At 43.6% G+C, this 15,955-nt stretch carries 14 protein-coding genes; 10 read left to right on the top strand and 4 right to left on the bottom strand.

From position 1 onward, the window contains the following. Window positions 1–514 precede the first annotated feature (514 nt). The 3 genes from murF (at window position 515) to ACERC7_RS03150 (ending at window position 4,271) form a co-directional block, all read left to right on the top strand. The gene (gene murF / locus ACERC7_RS03160; RefSeq protein ID WP_373666114.1) at window positions 515–1,882 is read left to right on the top strand and encodes a UDP-N-acetylmuramoyl-tripeptide--D-alanyl-D-alanine ligase; all 1,368 of its coding nucleotides are present in this window, start codon (window positions 515–517) and stop codon (window positions 1,880–1,882) included. Continuing rightward, a complete protein-coding gene (locus tag ACERC7_RS03155; protein ID WP_373666113.1) occupies window positions 1,875–2,543 on the top strand; it encodes a TIGR02206 family membrane protein in 669 nt (222 codons plus the stop codon). Before murF ends, ACERC7_RS03155 begins: the two co-directional genes overlap by 8 nt. A 183-nt stretch (window positions 2,544–2,726) precedes the next feature. Continuing rightward, window positions 2,727–4,271: a peptide chain release factor 3 gene (locus ACERC7_RS03150; protein ID WP_373666112.1), complete on the top strand. Its 1,545-nt coding sequence runs from the start codon at window positions 2,727–2,729 to the stop codon at window positions 4,269–4,271. 62 nt (window positions 4,272–4,333) lie between these two features. On the opposite strand, the gene ACERC7_RS03145 is transcribed toward ACERC7_RS03150, so the two are convergent. The 3 genes from ACERC7_RS03145 to ACERC7_RS03135 all read right to left on the bottom strand — a co-directional run bounded on the left by ACERC7_RS03145 (window position 4,334) and on the right by ACERC7_RS03135 (window position 6,322). Then, window positions 4,334–5,110 (bottom strand): ABC transporter permease, encoded by a 777-nt coding sequence (locus ACERC7_RS03145; protein WP_373658420.1) that lies wholly within the window; start codon window positions 5,108–5,110, stop codon window positions 4,334–4,336. Window positions 5,111–5,119: 9 nt separating this feature from the next. Then, window positions 5,120–5,818, bottom strand: coding sequence for an ABC transporter ATP-binding protein (locus ACERC7_RS03140; RefSeq protein ID WP_373666111.1), 699 nt, complete (start codon window positions 5,816–5,818; stop codon window positions 5,120–5,122). Between the two features lie 132 nt (window positions 5,819–5,950). Beyond that, window positions 5,951–6,322, bottom strand: coding sequence for a GntR family transcriptional regulator (locus ACERC7_RS03135; protein ID WP_373666110.1), 372 nt, complete (start codon window positions 6,320–6,322; stop codon window positions 5,951–5,953). A gap of 531 nt (window positions 6,323–6,853) precedes the next feature. Between ACERC7_RS03135 and ACERC7_RS03130 the strand changes: the two genes are divergently transcribed. From ACERC7_RS03130 to ACERC7_RS03110, 5 genes are all read left to right on the top strand, one after another. Then, the gene (locus ACERC7_RS03130; protein ID WP_373666108.1) at window positions 6,854–9,961 is read left to right on the top strand and encodes a DNA polymerase III subunit alpha; all 3,108 of its coding nucleotides are present in this window, start codon (window positions 6,854–6,856) and stop codon (window positions 9,959–9,961) included. 113 nt (window positions 9,962–10,074) lie between these two features. Further along, window positions 10,075–11,088: a 6-phosphofructokinase gene (pfkA, locus tag ACERC7_RS03125; protein WP_373666107.1), complete on the top strand. Its 1,014-nt coding sequence runs from the start codon at window positions 10,075–10,077 to the stop codon at window positions 11,086–11,088. 33 nt (window positions 11,089–11,121) lie between these two features. Beyond that, window positions 11,122–12,627 carry a pyruvate kinase gene (pyk, locus tag ACERC7_RS03120; RefSeq protein ID WP_373666106.1) on the top strand — a complete coding sequence of 502 codons (1,506 nt, stop codon included), beginning with the start codon at window positions 11,122–11,124 and terminating at the stop codon, window positions 12,625–12,627. Window positions 12,628–12,706: 79 nt separating this feature from the next. After that, window positions 12,707–13,699, top strand: a complete 993-nt coding sequence (locus ACERC7_RS03115; protein WP_373666105.1) for an aromatic acid exporter family protein — start codon at window positions 12,707–12,709, stop codon at window positions 13,697–13,699. A gap of 41 nt (window positions 13,700–13,740) precedes the next feature. After that, window positions 13,741–14,199 (top strand): Fur family transcriptional regulator, encoded by a 459-nt coding sequence (locus ACERC7_RS03110; protein ID WP_373666104.1) that lies wholly within the window; start codon window positions 13,741–13,743, stop codon window positions 14,197–14,199. A gap of 38 nt (window positions 14,200–14,237) precedes the next feature. On the opposite strand, the gene ACERC7_RS03105 is transcribed toward ACERC7_RS03110, so the two are convergent. Beyond that, complete coding sequence (locus ACERC7_RS03105; RefSeq protein ID WP_373666103.1) at window positions 14,238–15,155, bottom strand: neutral zinc metallopeptidase; 918 nt, start codon at window positions 15,153–15,155, stop codon at window positions 14,238–14,240. A 47-nt stretch (window positions 15,156–15,202) separates the two neighbouring features. On the opposite strand from ACERC7_RS03105, the gene ACERC7_RS03100 reads away from it, so the two are divergent. Beyond that, window positions 15,203–15,412, top strand: a complete 210-nt coding sequence (locus tag ACERC7_RS03100; RefSeq protein ID WP_373658429.1) for a hypothetical protein — start codon at window positions 15,203–15,205, stop codon at window positions 15,410–15,412. Between the two features lie 133 nt (window positions 15,413–15,545). Further along, on the top strand, window positions 15,546–15,878 hold the full coding sequence (locus ACERC7_RS03095) for a putative DNA-binding protein (RefSeq protein WP_373659845.1): 333 nt from the start codon (window positions 15,546–15,548) through the stop codon (window positions 15,876–15,878). Window positions 15,879–15,955 lie beyond the last annotated feature (77 nt).

Below are 15,955 nucleotides of genomic sequence, written 5' to 3'. Positions count from 1 at the left end.
CAACAATTTGTTGCTTAAAGTCATCACTAAATTGACGACGGATTTTTCTAGACATAGAGTTCTCCTGTTTTCTTTAGTGTAGAACACTTTATAAATTCTGTCTAGTTTAGTGTAACCGATTCAGAAAAATCAGTCGACGGTATTGAGGTACCTGCTAAGTATTCTCTGTTTCTTGATGCTACCTGCTGTTCTGTATTTTGGGACAGCTCTTGCTGTTATCCTCTTGACTATTGGGTAATGGTCCTATGGCTACGCTGATGTTGTCTATCAAGGGCAGGCTTATACCATTGTGTACACCCATAAGACCTCTGGTTTGTTTTTTTCAGAAGACCAAACTTTTAACCGAATATTTATACCAGAAAAACACTTATCGACCGATCCGTGAGCGACAAGAAATCATTAGTTATGACCCTAGCTATGCTCATGACAACTTACGATTTCAGCTACCAAAACCAGAGGAGCTGGCTGGTTACCTGGATAGCTTTACCGATCTTGATGAGAATTTGGAGAATCAATGAAATTAACCTTACACGAAATCGCCCAAGTGGTGGGTGCTAAAAATGATGTGGCTGCCTTTGATGACCTGCCACTGACAAGACTAGAGTTTGATAGCCGAAAGATTGCATCAGGCCATCTTTTTGTCCCGCTCAAGGGTGCTAGGGATGGTCATGACTTTATCGAGACAGCTTTTGAGAACGGTGCAGTAGCGACCTTTTCGGAGCGTGACTTGGGAGAGCGCCCTCACTTGTTGGTCGATGATTGCTTGGTAGCCTTGCAAGAGCTGGCTAGCTACTACATTGACAAAATGCAGGTGGAGGTCATCGCTGTCACAGGCTCAAATGGCAAGACCACGACCAAGGACATGATTGCCCAAGTCCTAGCAACTACCTACAAGACCTACAAGACCAAAGGCAACTACAACAACGAGATTGGGCTGCCCTACACTGTTTTTCAGATGCCAGATGATACAGAAAAGCTGGTGCTGGAGATGGGGCAGGATCGTCTGGGTGATATTGCGCTACTGTCTAAGATTGCACGCCCTCGTCTATCTGTGGTGACCATGATTGGAGAGGCGCATTTGGAGTTCTTTGGTAGTCGGGAAAAAATCGCTGAGGGCAAGATGCAAATCACTGACCACATGCCAGACGGGGGCTTGCTGATTGTTCCAGACGATGAGATTATTCTGCCATTTTTACCTCACCATCAGACTATCATCAGGGCTGGTCAGGACATCCAGCTGACAGAACTTGTCGAGCACAAAGAGAGTGTAGACTTTTCGGTCAATTTTATGGCGAAAGGGCTTCATCTGCCTGTGACAGGCAAGTACAATGCCACCAACGCCATGCTGGCAGCCTATGTCGGCAAGGAACTAGGGGTGACAGAAGAGGCGATTGTGACCAGTCTAGCTGATCTCGTCTTGACCCGCAACCGTACCGAGTGGAAAAAGGCAGCCAACGGTGCTGACCTGCTTAGCGATGTCTACAATGCCAATCCGACGGCGATGCGCTTGATTTTAGAGACCTTTTCAGCCATTCCTAAAAATCCTGGCGGGCAAAAAATCGTGGTCTTGGCAGATATGAAGGAGTTAGGAGCAGCTAGTTTTGACCTTCATGCTCAGATGATGGACAGCCTAGACCCCAAGGTGCTAGACAGGGTCTTCCTCTATGGGGAGGACATCCGAGCGCTCTATGATCAGGCTGTATCAGTCTTTCCAGCTGGTCGCGTCAGCCATTTTACCAAGACAAAAAATCTAGATCAGCTAGAGGAATTGACGCAGGCGCTCAGAGCAGTCCTTGAGCCAGCCGACCAAGTCCTCTTTAAGGGGTCCAATTCCATGAACTTGAGCCATGTGGTAGAGGCACTGGAGGTTGAGAATGCCTGATTTTTTCACGACCCAAGCTAGTCAAGCTCCTGAGCTATCTTTGTTGGTGCGTGCTAGCTTGTTAGGAATGTTACCGATTTTGCTTTTGCTGACCATTCGCTATAGAGACAAAGTAGCCTATCAACGGATTTTCCAAGGGTTGCAGCTGGTACAATTGGTATTTCTGTATAGCTGGTACCTATCAGACGGTTTTCCGCTGGAGGAGAGTTTGCCACTTTACCATTGCCGGATTGCCATGTTTGCGGTACTCTTCTTGCCAAAAGCATCGCTCATCAAAGATTATCTCGCTTATTTAGGGATTGGTGGTGCCATTGTTGCCTTTGTTTATCCTGTTTTTGATCCCTTTCCTATCTGGCATGTGACGACTGCTTCCTTTGTGCTGGGGCACTACGCCCTCTTTGTCAATGGCTGGCTGTATCTACTTGGTAAACAGAAAGAGGAAAACCTCACTGTGCTGAGGAGTTTGACGTATAGCTTGGTGATTAACTTGTTCCTCTTGTTGGTCAACCAGCTGACAGGCGGAAATTACGGATTCTTAGCGATAACACCTCTGGTCAACAGCCATAATATCTGGCTCAATCTTGTTCTTGTTACGCTTGCCAACCTTGCCTTGGTAGCCTTGGTGCAGAAAGGGCAGAAGCGATTGCTAGAGCTTAGTTAACTAATTCCTTCTGTTTTTCAGGAGGAATTTTTATAAGGTTTGAAAAAGCCCTTCTTTTTTGGTATAATAGGAGGGTTAAGATTATAAGAGGACTATCCAATGTAGCAATAGACAATCATCATATCCGTATTGAAAACCAGCAGACCAGCTCTGCTATTTATCAAAAAAGAAGAAAGAAATACCATGAGTTTACAAGATCAGATTCAAAAACGCCGTACCTTTGCCATCATCAGTCACCCAGACGCAGGAAAGACCACCATCACTGAGCAGCTCCTCTACTTTGGGGGTGAGATTCGCGAGGCTGGGACGGTCAAGGGCAAGAGGACTGGTAACTTTGCCAAGTCCGACTGGATGGACATTGAGAAGCAGCGGGGGATTTCGGTGACCTCGTCTGTCATGCAGTTTGGCTATGCGGGCAAGCGGGTCAATATCCTGGACACCCCGGGGCACGAGGACTTCTCTGAGGACACCTATCGGACCCTGATGGCGGTGGATGCGGCGGTCATGGTCGTTGATTCGGCCAAGGGGATTGAGGCGCAGACCAAAAAGCTTTTTGAGGTCGTCAAGCACCGCAATATCCCTGTCTTTACCTTTATCAATAAGCTGGACCGCGATGGTCGTGAGCCCTTGGATTTACTCCAAGAGCTGGAGGAGGTGCTAGGCATCGCTAGCTATCCGATGAACTGGCCGATTGGGATGGGCAAGAGCTTTGAGGGGCTCTATGACCTGCATAACCAACGTCTGGAGCTGTACCGTAGTGAGGAGCGGTTTGCGCCTTTGGAAAATGGCGGAGCTCTCTTTGCCAATAACCCCTTTTATGAGCAGGTTTTGGAAGACATTGAGCTCTTGGCTGAAGCTGGAAATGAGTTCTCCCGTGAGGCGATTTTGTCTGGAGATTTGACCCCTGTTTTCTTTGGATCAGCCTTGACCAACTTTGGCGTGCAGACCTTCCTTGATACTTTCTTAGAGTTTGCACCAGAGCCGCACGGTCACAAGACCACGACAGGTGAGGTCATTGACCCACTGGATAAGGATTTTTCAGGCTTTGTCTTCAAAATTCAAGCCAATATGGACCCTCGTCACCGTGACCGGATTGCCTTTGTTCGTGTGGTGTCAGGCGAGTTTACCCGTGGGATGGCGGTCAATCTCCCTCGCACTGGCAAGGGAGCCAAGTTGTCCAATGTGACCCAGTTTATGGCGGAAAGCCGTGAGAATGTCGAAAATGCGGTGGCTGGCGACATTATCGGTGTCTACGATACAGGAACTTACCAAGTCGGCGATACCTTGACCTTTGGAAAGAACAAGTTTGAATTTGAACCTCTGCCGACCTTTACTCCAGAGATTTTCATGAAGGTCTCCGCTAAGAATGTCATGAAGCAAAAATCCTTCCACAAAGGCATTGAGCAGCTGGCGCAGGAGGGGGCGATTCAGCTCTACAAAAACTACCAGACAGGCGAATACATGCTGGGAGCGGTCGGTCAGCTCCAGTTTGAAGTCTTTAAGCACCGCATGGAAGGTGAGTACAATGCCGAGGTTGTCATGACACCCATGGGCAAGAAAACCGTTCGCTGGATCAAGCCAGAAGACCTAGACGAGCGTATGTCTTCTAGCCGCAATATCCTAGCAAAAGACCGCTTTGGTCAGCCCGTCTTCCTCTTTGAAAACGACTTTGCCCTGCGTTGGTTTGCGGACAAGTATCCCAAAGTGGAATTGGAAGAGAAGATGTAGATGTTATTAAAAAGCTTAGCATTAGGGTTAATGAGACCTTAATGCTAAGCTTTTTTTAGATTTTATTGCAAGTTTAATCGATGTGTCATGATATAATTTGTCGCCAAGTAGCATCCTACACCCTGAACAGCTGATGTCAAGAGTACAAAAATAAGGTAGCCATTATCGAATAATAATCCTGTATCACTGCTTGAGTCTGGCAAGATAAAACTTGATAAGAAACTAATCAGAATATAAAGGGCAAAATAAGCGACAACACTCATCAGTTCACGCCGATTCTGAAAGAGTTGACCGATGGAAATCGCCAAATAAATCAGTAAAATACTTGCTAACTGGCTGACGATGACCACCAGCAGAAGTAGAGGAATTGAAATATACTGAGAAAGTTGGGGCAAGAGGTTTGGCAATAGCACCAAGAGATTTGGTAAATCAATTAATGGCGCAATGAAAAAGAAGAAAGCCAAGACTACTGTTGCTGATGAGGCAGTCATCCAGAAAAACGCCGCCGTTAATTTAGATAGGATAATCTGATGATTTGACACCGGCAAGGTTAACGTTAGGTAGCCCTCGCGCCCATAAATGTTTTTATAGAAGCGGTTGATGACTAAAAACAGGGTTGCAAGTCCTAAACCGATGGTTAGAGCAATAATCGTTAGTAAAGCAAGAAAGTAGAGATGATCCTGTAAGGAAAAGATACTTTCTGAGTATTCTAAGGTATTGTCGAGCCAAGCCCTGGTAACAAATCCAAAAATTGGTGAGATGATTAAGGTTGCCAGATAGAGCAACAGATACCATTTCCCTGCAGCTTTAATTTCATATTTGATGAGTTTTCCAAACATAGTATCCTCCTAAACTCTGAATGTCTCACGAAAGAGAGCATCAATTGATTTCCCATGCTCAGTTCGCAGGTCATCGGTGTTGCCTTGTAAGACAAGTTCCCCTTTTTTGATGAAAATGGCCTCATCTAAAATCGGCTCGACATCACTGATGAGATGAGTAGAGATGATGACAGAACTATCAGGGCTATAATTATTGATGATGGTGCGTAAGATATAATCTCGTGCAGCAGGGTCAACCCCACCAATTGGTTCATCAAGCACATAAAGTTTAGCACGACGACTCATCACAAGAATCAGTTGAACTTTTTCCTTGTTTCCTTTGGACAGGTTTTTCATGAGACTAGTTGGGTCAATGTCAAGGTCAGCCAACAAGATTATCGCTCTGCCATGGTCAAAATCACTATAAAAATCGTTGAACATGGTTAAGAGGTCTGATACCTTCATGTTGTCTCGTAAGTAAGTGGTATCTGGTAGATAGGATACGATAGCTTTGGTTGCTGGCGAAGGGCGTTGACCATCTACAAGCAACTCACCAGAACTTGGTTGCAACAGACCGTTGATGAGTTTGATGAGGGTTGTTTTCCCACTTCCATTTGGTCCCAATAGACCGATAATTTTTCCAGCATCAATTGTCAAGTTCAAGTCATTGATGGCTTGGTGATTGCCATATGATTTACTGAGGTGATATAGGTGCAATAAGTGCGTCATTGTCAGTCTCCTTATCTTCTTATCGTATAGAGGTAAACGAGTAGAGGCATTGAAGTAAAGGGTATGCTATTACTTATTCCTAACATTATCGCTAAGATAAGTAGTGAGTCTCCACTCTTTTTGGAAAATTTCTTAGCCTTTAGTTTCCTTGAGATAGGCTTTAATCTCAGAAATGATGTCCTTCTCGCTAAAACCAAGGGTCAGCATTTTTTTGATAAAGGTTGCAATTTCATTTGCAGCGAGTTCGTGACGTTTTTGGTCGATGAGTTCCTGATCATCAGTTACAAAACGTCCAGATGTCCGCTTGGTATAAACCAAGCCCTCACGTTCTAATTCTGTAAAAGCACGCTGCATCGTATTAGGATTTACACCAGCTTTTTCTGCAAAATCACGCACCGTTGGCAACTGCTCGCCACTCTTTATTTGGTAGCTAACAATTTGTAGCTTGATTTCTTGCACAATTTGTGAATAAATGGGCGATCTTTCGTCAAATGTCCAGACCATAATCTTTTTCCTTTCGCTTTAACGACCCAAAGGGTCTGTTAGTTTATCTCCTATCTAATAAATGAGATGAAAGTGAAACTCAATCAGTCATTTATCAGCAGTTGATGTTGTCGTGCTGCTTTGCCTAGTCCAACCTTTGTTTTTAGGTTGCTGAGACTAGCGCATTTGACGAGTTGTTCCGTCAATCAAGATGATTGACCTTTAAAGTCCGTAGGGATTGAGGGACCCAGCAGTGTTTTTCAACACTAAAGTACCTACTAGAACGGTGGAGGGAAAACTCAACATCCAACAAAGCTGATAAAAATTACCCCTAACCATTGTGTCTCGTTGATTTAATAACAATAACATGGAAGGCTGTAACGCTTGCCACACTCTTGATTTCTCAAGCATTAGTTTGTACTATTCTAATCATACGAAAAAAACTTAGATTTGTCAAGTGAAAACTCTTTTATAAAATAGTATAATAGACATAAGCATCAAGTAGTAGTTGTTCCCAGAAAAACTACTGCCACAAGTTTTGAGGAGGTCAGAATGTTTGTACCCTTAGACACAAAGACAGTCTACTCATTTTTAGATAGTTTGATCGATTTGCCAACCTACATCAGTACAGCTAAAGCTTTGGGCTATCAGAGCATTGGTATCATGGACAAGGAGAACCTCTACGCTGCTTATCATTTTATTCGTCAGACTAAAGCTGCTGGCTTGCAACCCATTCTAGGGATTGAAATCCATCAAGCGATTGCTGGGCTGGAATTGCCAATTTATCTCATTGCTAGGAACACAGCAGGCTACAAAACCTTGCTCAAATACTCCAGTCAACGGCTCACTGATGATGTTGTCCCTGACCTGCCAGAAACTGATGATGTTGCTGTTGTTGTCCCCTACCAAGAGGGCATTGAAGAGCTGGACTTGCCCCATCATGCCTTTATCGGTGTTTTTTTAGATAGTCCGCAAAAAGTGTTTAACCGTCCACTGCTCGCTCTACAAACTGTTCGTTACTTTCGCGAGGAAGAGACGCAGGAATTACGCGTTTTGCATGCTATCCGTGATAATCTACCTTTGCGAGATATTCCGCAGCCAACCTCTCATCAGTTGCTTTATCCTGCTGAACAGATGACCGAGCAGTTCAGACAAAGGTTTCCAGAAGCTTTGGAAAACCTCGAACATTTGGTGACAGGTATCGATTATCAGTTTGATACAGCTCTAAAACTACCGCGGTTTAACCGAAACCGCCCTGCCCATGAAGAATTACGTGACCGTTCAGAACAAGGACTGCGTTCAAAAAATCTCTGGCAGCCCCTTTACTGCAATCGATTAGATGAAGAGTTGGCCGTTATCCACGACATGGGCTTTGATGATTACTTTCTTATTGTTTGGGACTTGCTCCGTTTCGGACGTCATCAAGGCTATTATATGGGTATGGGAAGAGGTTCTGCAGCTGGCAGTCTTGTCGCTTACGCCCTAGATGTTACTGGTATTGATCCCGTGGCTAATCATTTACTGTTTGAACGTTTCCTCAATCGCGAACGTTACAGCATGCCAGATATTGATATTGACCTGCCTGACCTTTATCGTAGTGAGTTTCTACGCTATGTCCGTGATCGTTATGGCAGTCAGCACACCGCTCAAATTATCACTTTTTCAACATTTGGTGCTAAGCAAGCTATTCGTGATGTTTTCAAACGCTTCGGAACGTCTGAATACGAATTAACCAACATAACGAAGAAAATCGGTTTCAGAGACACATTAGCCAGCGCTTACGAGAACAATATCAGCTTTCGACAGCTCATCAACAGTAAGCCCGAATACCAAAAGGCTTTCGCTATCGCCAAGCGTATTGAAGGACAGCCACGTCAGACCTCTATCCATGCGGCTGGTATCGTGATGAGTGACGATGAGCTTACAGACCATATTCCCCTTAAAAATGGAGAGGAGATGTTCATCACGCAGTATGATGCTCCTGCCATCGAAGCAAATGGCCTCTTGAAAATGGATTTTTTAGGCTTAAGAAATTTGACCTTTGTTCAAAAAATGGCAGAAAAAGTCAAGGAAGAGACAGGTGTTACGATTGACATTGCAGCTATTGACCTAGAAGACTCAGCAACCTTGGCACTGTTTGCCCAAGGTCGGACCAAGGGCATTTTTCAATTTGAACAAGCTGGGGCTATTAACCTGTTGAAACGAATTAGGCCAAGACGATTTGAAGATGTTGTCGCAACGACCAGCCTCAATCGTCCAGGGGCTAGTGATTACATCGATAATTTTATCAAGCGACGAGAAGGAAGAGAAGCCGTTGATTTAATCGATGATGTGGTCGCACCGATTCTAGCACCAACCTATGGTATCATGCTTTACCAGGAGCAGGTGATGCAGATTGCCCAGTCCTATGCTGGCTTTAGCCTTGGAAAAGCCGATTTGCTAAGGCGTGCTATGTCGAAAAAAGATAAGGCTGAAATGAACAAGATGGAAACAGAATTCCTTCAAGGCGCGGCTACACTTGGTCGCAACCTAGAGACAGCAAAACGCCTCTATCAAATGATGGCAAAATTTGCAGGATACGGTTTTAACCGAAGCCACGCTTTTGCTTATTCAGCATTAGCTTTTCAGCTCTGCTATTTTAAGGCCCACTACCCAGCCGTTTTTTACGATGTCATGCTCAATTACTCGAACACCGATTACATTGACGATGCACTAGCCGCAGGCTTTCAGCTGGGACGACTCTCGATAAACACGGTTCCTTACTATGACAAAATAGCAGAGCAGACGATTACACTTGGGTTACGTCACCTACGGGCAGTGCCAAGAGAGCTTGCTTACTCGATTCTTGAAAGCAGAGCGAGTCAGCCCTTCGAAAGCATAGAAGATTTCATCACCCGTCTACCTGTCAAGTACCACAAAACTGAGCTACTAGAGCCCCTGGTGCAGGTCGGACTGTTTGACCAATTTGATCGCAATCGTCGTAAAATCATCTCCAACCTAAGCCATCTCTTCACCTTTGTCACCGAGCTAGGTAGTCTGTTTTCGGGTAGCTCCTACAGTTGGCTGACTGCTGAGGATTACAGCCCATCAGAGAAGTATCAGCTAGAAATTGACTTGTTAGGTGTTGGCATTAGTCCACACCCTCTTGTAACCATTAGCAAACAAGAACAGGGTAATTTCATCCCTTTATCTGAGCTAGTTGTTAATAGTCAAGCCACCATTCTCGTTCAACTGATGAGACTTCGCGTCATTAGGACAAAAACGAACGGGCAACAAATGGCTTTTGCCACCGTAACAGATACCAAGCAACAATTGGATGTGACCCTTTTCCCAGAAACTTATCAGTTGTACCATCAGCAGTTAGTGGAAGGGCAAATCTACCTGATGACGGGGCGTTTGCAGGAGCGAAATGGTAACTTGCAGATGATTCTCTCCCAGCTGCATCAGCCTGTCACGGAAAAGTGCTGGATTCAACTGTCTAACCATGACCAAGACAAGGAAATTTTAGCTGTTTTAACAGAACATCCTGGTAACTATCCTGTCGTTCTACACTATGAGGACACTAAGAAAACACTTCAGATAAAACAGCCACGAGTGCAAAAAACGCTTGCACTGATTGAGGAACTAAAACCTCTTGTTATGAAAACGATTTTTCGATAAAATTTTGATACTATTCATTACATTTTTTTCTAACTATGCTATAATAGATAAGTCAAATTGATTTTGAGTCAACTGGTTGACAGTTGGTTATTTTCCTAGAAAAGGAGTTACAAATGAAACGTATTGCTGTTTTAACTAGTGGTGGTGACGCCCCTGGTATGAACGCTGCTGTCCGTGCCGTCGTTCGTAAGGCGATTGTCGAAGGTATGGAGGTCTATGGTATTAACCGTGGTTACAAAGGCATGGTTGAGGGAGACATTTTCCCGCTGAACGCTCGCGGGGTGTCTGATCGCTTAACACGTGGAGGTACCTTCCTCCAGTCTGCACGCTACCCTGAGTTTAGGGAATTAGAGGGCCAACTCAAAGGAATCGAGCAACTGAAAAAACACGGTATCGAAGGTCTTGTTGTTATCGGTGGTGACGGTTCTTATCATGGTGCTATGCGTTTAACAGAACATGGCTTCCCAGCTATCGGTGTTCCTGGCACAATTGACAATGACATTGTCGGTACAGATTTTACAATCGGTTTTGATACAGCTGTTAATACTGCGACAGAAGCCTTGGATAAAATTCGCGACACCTCATTTAGCCATAAACGTACCTTTGTGGTTGAAGTTATGGGACGCAACGCCGGTGATATTGCTCTCTGGTCTGGTATCGCCTCAGGTGCTGACCAAATCATTATCCCAGAAGAAGAGTACGACATCAATGATGTTGTTGCTAATATTCGTGATGGGTATGAGAAAAAAGGAAAAAATCACCACATTATCGTCTTAGCTGAAGGGGTGATGCGAGCAGAAGATTTCGCAGAGCAATTAAAAGCAGCCGGTGACACAAGTGACCTCAGGGTGACAGACCTTGGTCATATCCTGCGCGGAGGGAACCCAACGCCACGTGACCGTGTTCTTGCTTCATGGATGGGAGCTCATGCTGTTGAGTTGCTTAAAGCTGGTCGTGGAGGTCTTGCTGTTGGTATTCATAACGAAGAATTGGTTGAAAGCCCAATCCTTGGTACAGCAGAAGAAGGTGCCCTGTTTAGCTTGACTGAAGACGGCAATATTATTGTTAATAACCCACACAAGGCACGTCTTGACTTTGCGGCCCTTAACCGTGACTTAGCACATTAATCTATCGTAAAACAAAAAGGAGTATCCTAACAAATGAATAAACGTGTAAAAATTGTCTCAACCCTTGGTCCTGCAGTTGAAATCCGTGGCGGTAAACGCTTCGGTGAAGAAGGTTATTGGGCTGGTGAGCTTGATGTTGAAGCATCAGCTCAAATTATCGCTCAGTTAATTAAAGAAGGTGCTAACGTCTTCCGTTTCAACTTCTCTCATGGTGACCACGCTGAGCAAGGCGCTCGTATGGCAACTGTGCGTCGTGCAGAAGAAATTGCGGGAAGAAAAGTAGGTTTCCTGCTTGATACTAAAGGTCCTGAAATCCGTACAGAACTTTTTGCTGACGATACTAAGGGATATGATTACAAAACTGGTGATCAGTTGCGTGTCGCTACTAAACAAAGTATCAAATCAACACGTGATGTCATCGCCCTCAACGTTGCAGGTGCTCTTGATATTTTTGATGATGTTGCTGTAGGAAACCAAATTTTAGTTGACGATGGTAAACTTGGTTTGACTGTCATCGCAAAAGATGAGGATACCCGTGAATTTATCGTTGGTGTCGAAAACGATGGCAAGATCGAAAAACAAAAAGGTGTTAACATCCCTTACACCAAAATTCCTTTCCCTGCTCTTGCTGAACGTGACAACGCGGATATTCGTTTCGGTCTTGAGCAAGGTCTCAACTACATTGCTATCTCATTTGTTCGTACGGCTAAAGATGTTGAAGAAGTTCGTAATATCCTTCGCGAGACTGGCAATGAGCATGTGCAACTAATTTCTAAAATCGAAAACCAACAAGGTATCGAGAACCTTGAAGAGATTCTTGAAGCCTCAGACGGTATCATGGTAGCTCGTGGTGATATGGGTATCGAAGTACCATTTGAGATGGTTCCTGTTTACCAAAAACAAATCATTTCAGCATGTAACGCTGCTGGTAAACCAGTAATCACTGCAACAAACATGCTTGAAACCATGACTGAGAAGCCACGTGCGACTCGTTCAGAAGTTTCTGATGTGTTCAACGCCGTCATTGATGGTACCGATGCAACCATGCTTTCTGGTGAGTCAGCAAATGGTAAATACCCTGTTGAAGCTGTTCGTACTATGGCAACTATCAATAAGAATGCCCAACACCTTCTTAATGAATACGGTCACTTGTCATCTGACGCTTACCACCGTGATTCTAAGACAGATGTCATCGCCTCAGCAGTAAAAGATGCAACTAACTCAATGGACATCAAACTTGTTGTAACTGTGACAGAAACTGGTCATACTGCACGTGCTATTTCCCAATTCCGCCCAAATGCTGATATTCTCGCAGTGACATTTACTGAACTTGTTCAAAAGAGCCTCATGCTCAACTGGGGTGTTATCCCAGTTGTTACAGACAAGCCAAAATCAACTGATGACATGTTCGAATTGGCTGAAAAAGTTGCAATCGAACAAGGTCTTGTCGAAGCAGGTGACAACATCATTATCGTTGCTGGAGTTCCTGTAGGTGTGGCTGGTTCAACCAACACAATGCGTGTACGTACAGTACAATAATCTAAACCGCTAGTAGCCAGTTAGATACTTACTTATCTACTGGCTTTTTGCACTTCTGATTTGATTAAGTAGGTCTGATATGTCAATTGTTCAAAAATCAATAAAGCTTGTCCTTGCTACTAGTTTTGCGATCTATTTAGCTCATCAATTTGGTTTGCTGTACGCTAATTCAGCTGGTGTTATCGCTTTACTTAGTGTGTTAGATACGAGACGTACCTCTTTACTTGTCGCAAAGGAGCGATTGCTGGCGAATTTGTTGGGTCTGTTTCTAGCTAGTTTTGTTTTTTCGATACTAGGTTTCTCACAACTTAGCTTAACTTCTTTTCTGGTGCTCTATTTGCCCTCGGCATTTTATTGGAAACTTGACAAAGGGATTGCGCCAAGTACTGTCCTTGTTCTTCATCTTTTTCAAGAAGGGCAAGTAATGTTCCAGCTTTTGTTAAATGAATTGGCTTTGTTTGGCATCGGGACTGGGCTTGCTTTAGTAGTTAATCTCTACATGCCCTCAAAAGCAACAGCTATCGCCCAATACCGTCAGCAGGTTGAGGAGCAGTTGCGAGTGATTATGCGACGATTCGAGTCTTTTCTCCTGTCAGGCAACGGTATTAACGAAGGCTTGCTTGTCATCGAGCTTGAACAGCTTTTAGAAACTGCCCTGGATCTAGTTTATCAAGAACGTCATAACCAAATCTTCCATCAAACCAATTATGATGTCCATTATTTTGAAATGAGACGGATGCAAGCAACTATTCTAAAACGAATGGCAAAGCTCATCAACGGACTCAAGGAATCATCTCCAGAGAGCATTATTTTAGCTCAGCTATTTTCAGAAACAGCCCAACAAATTAGTGAAAAAAATTCGGGTTATCAACTGCTCAAGGATATTGATGCTTTCTTGACCTCTTTCCGCAAACGAGAACTGCCTCAGACACGATTAGCATTTGAAAATCGAGCCTTGCTCTTTCAGTTACTCAATGATATGCAACACTTTATTCAAGTGAAGTTGGATTTTTATCAGCATTATGAAGGAATCTTGCTCAAAAATGAGCCAAATTCGGCACCTGAACTATAAAATCTGTTATAATAGAAGAAGTAGTTGAAAAGGAGGAGCTGATGCTAGAGCAACCATTGTTAAAACCGGATCAGGAAAATGCCTATGATCATGTTATTGAACACCTTAAGAGCAAGCAGATACGGATTACAGAAACGCGAAAAGCTGTCACCCGTTATATGATTGCCACAGCGCATCACCCTAGTGCTGAGCAAATTTATCAAGACCTACTCCCTATGATTCCTGGAATGAGCCTGGCTACCGTTTATAATAACTTGAGGGTATTAGTGGAAGCGGGATTTGTCTCTGAACTCAAACTTTCTAACGATAACACGACTTATTTTGACTTTTTAGGTCACGAGCACTTGCATGTTGTGTGTGAGTCTTGCGGCAAAATTGCGGATATCATGGATGCAGATGTTTCGATTTTCAAACAGACTGCCCAATCGGCGACTGGCTATAAAATCAGCAAGGAACAGTTTCTCCTCTACGGGATTTGTCCTAGCTGTCAGAACAATTAAAAATCCATTCTGAACTTATTCAGAATGGATTTTTTCGATTATAATGTTACAGCGTTAAAGGTGTCACCATGTTCAATATCACCATACTGGTAGCCACGGTCAAACCAGCGTTTACGCTGCTCAGATGTCCCATGTGTGAAACTATCAGGCACCACTCGCCCGTAAGCTTCTTTTTGCAAGGTATCATCTCCAACTGCATGAGCAGCAGCCATCGCTTCTTCAATATCGCCGACATCAAGATAACCTAGACCATCAACATATTTTGCCCAAGCGCCTGCATAATAATCAGCCTGCAGTTCTAAACGAACAGTTAGCTCATTAGCTTGTTTTTCAGACATCCCTTGACGTGAACGTGCGTATTGATTCATGATCCCTGACTCATTCTGAACATGATGACCGACTTCATGTGCAATGACATAGGCCATCGCAAAATCACCCTTGGCACGGTATTTGGTCGTTAATTCATGATAGAAAGAAATATCTAAATAGACAGTTCGATCAGCTGAACAGTAAAAAGGTCCAGAAGATGCCTGTCCGACTCCACAAGCTGTATGTGTTTGTCCGGTATAGAAGACCAACTTCGGCGCATTATAGGTCTGACCATGGCGACGGAATTCTTCTGTCCAAAAGTCCTCTGTCGATGCCAGAACCTTACTAACAAATTCAGCTTCGTCATCAGTCACATCACTGGCTGGCGTCCCAACTTGAGTTGATTGGTAGGAAGAGTAGCCAGTATCTCCGCCCAGAAGATTCCCCATTCCTCCCCCAGCAAAGACCAGTAAAAGCAAGAGAAGAAGTAATTTACCCTTCCAGCCCATGCGTGAAAATAATAGTGGTAGTAAAATGTTACCACCAGACATGCCACCTTGTCTTCCATAGTTCCCGCCTGGCAATGAACCCGATTGCCCACGTCGGTCTTCGACGTTGTTACTTTTTCGTAAATGATCAGTTTTCATACGATTCTCCTTTAGTGATAGCCTTATTATACGTTATTTTCTTAAAAATGTCATTAGACTTGCCTTTAGTTTATGAAAAGGTTATAATGGCAATTAGAAAGGTAGGCAACATGTCCATTGAGCTAATTATTATTATTGTTTTAGTAGCTTTTTCTATTGTCAAAATCGTTTCAATCAGCAAAGTCACCAAACTCATGACTGAAAAAATCAAAAAAGAGGCAGAAGAAGCTAAACAAGCAGAAAAAAATGAGAATTAACTACGGTTTACATGATAAGGTTAGAGTTGGTATACTTTCCAACTCTTTTTACATAATTATAATTACGCAAAAACATAGTATTTCCTAATAGAAAATGCTATTAAAACAAGGGAAAATCTGCTATAATAAACCTATGGAAATTGAAAAAACCAACCGAATGAACGCCTTGTTTGAGTTCTATGCAGCGCTCTTAACAGATAAGCAGATGAACTATATCGAGCTTTACTATGCCGATGATTATAGTTTAGCAGAGATTGCAGAGGAGTTTCAAGTTAGTCGGCAGGCTGTTTATGACAATATCAAGCGGACAGAGAAAATCTTAGAAGATTATGAGATGAAGCTCCATATGTACTCTGATTACATCGTTCGTTCCCAGATTTTTGAAGAAATAGCAGAGCGCTATCCAGAGGAGGGGTTCCTACAAGAGCGACTAGCCATCCTCAGCAGTATCGATAACCGTGAATGATTTTTACGTAACTTTATTTATGTAAAAATCAAATTTACATCAAAACATAGACAAAAGGAGGTTTACATAATTTATTT

The organism is Streptococcus sp. E17BB, from assembly GCF_041807725.1.
Classification (GTDB): domain Bacteria; phylum Bacillota; class Bacilli; order Lactobacillales; family Streptococcaceae; genus Streptococcus; species Streptococcus entericus.
The sequence above is the reverse complement of the archived record's forward strand: the minus strand, read 5'-3'. Positions and strand labels throughout refer to the sequence as shown.

What these genes read in the sequence shown, in the direction of transcription:
- ACERC7_RS03150 (WP_373666112.1), top strand. Translation starts at nt 2,727, where the DNA reads ATGAGTTTACAAGATCAGATTCAAAAACGCCGTACCTTTGCCATCATC.
- ACERC7_RS03130 (WP_373666108.1), top strand. Translation starts at nt 6,854, where the DNA reads ATGTTTGTACCCTTAGACACAAAGACAGTCTACTCATTTTTAGATAGT.
- ACERC7_RS03135 (WP_373666110.1), bottom strand. Translation starts at nt 6,322, where the DNA reads ATGGTCTGGACATTTGACGAAAGATCGCCCATTTATTCACAAATTGTG.
- ACERC7_RS03095 (WP_373659845.1), top strand. Translation starts at nt 15,546, where the DNA reads ATGGAAATTGAAAAAACCAACCGAATGAACGCCTTGTTTGAGTTCTAT.
- ACERC7_RS03100 (WP_373658429.1), top strand. Translation starts at nt 15,203, where the DNA reads ATGTCATTAGACTTGCCTTTAGTTTATGAAAAGGTTATAATGGCAATT.
- ACERC7_RS03110 (WP_373666104.1), top strand. Translation starts at nt 13,741, where the DNA reads ATGCTAGAGCAACCATTGTTAAAACCGGATCAGGAAAATGCCTATGAT.
- ACERC7_RS03115 (WP_373666105.1), top strand. Translation starts at nt 12,707, where the DNA reads ATGTCAATTGTTCAAAAATCAATAAAGCTTGTCCTTGCTACTAGTTTT.
- ACERC7_RS03145 (WP_373658420.1), bottom strand. Translation starts at nt 5,110, where the DNA reads ATGTTTGGAAAACTCATCAAATATGAAATTAAAGCTGCAGGGAAATGG.
- ACERC7_RS03105 (WP_373666103.1), bottom strand. Translation starts at nt 15,155, where the DNA reads ATGAAAACTGATCATTTACGAAAAAGTAACAACGTCGAAGACCGACGT.
- pyk (WP_373666106.1), top strand. Translation starts at nt 11,122, where the DNA reads ATGAATAAACGTGTAAAAATTGTCTCAACCCTTGGTCCTGCAGTTGAA.
- pfkA (WP_373666107.1), top strand. Translation starts at nt 10,075, where the DNA reads ATGAAACGTATTGCTGTTTTAACTAGTGGTGGTGACGCCCCTGGTATG.
- ACERC7_RS03140 (WP_373666111.1), bottom strand. Translation starts at nt 5,818, where the DNA reads ATGACGCACTTATTGCACCTATATCACCTCAGTAAATCATATGGCAAT.
- ACERC7_RS03155 (WP_373666113.1), top strand. Translation starts at nt 1,875, where the DNA reads ATGCCTGATTTTTTCACGACCCAAGCTAGTCAAGCTCCTGAGCTATCT.
- murF (WP_373666114.1), top strand. Translation starts at nt 515, where the DNA reads ATGAAATTAACCTTACACGAAATCGCCCAAGTGGTGGGTGCTAAAAAT.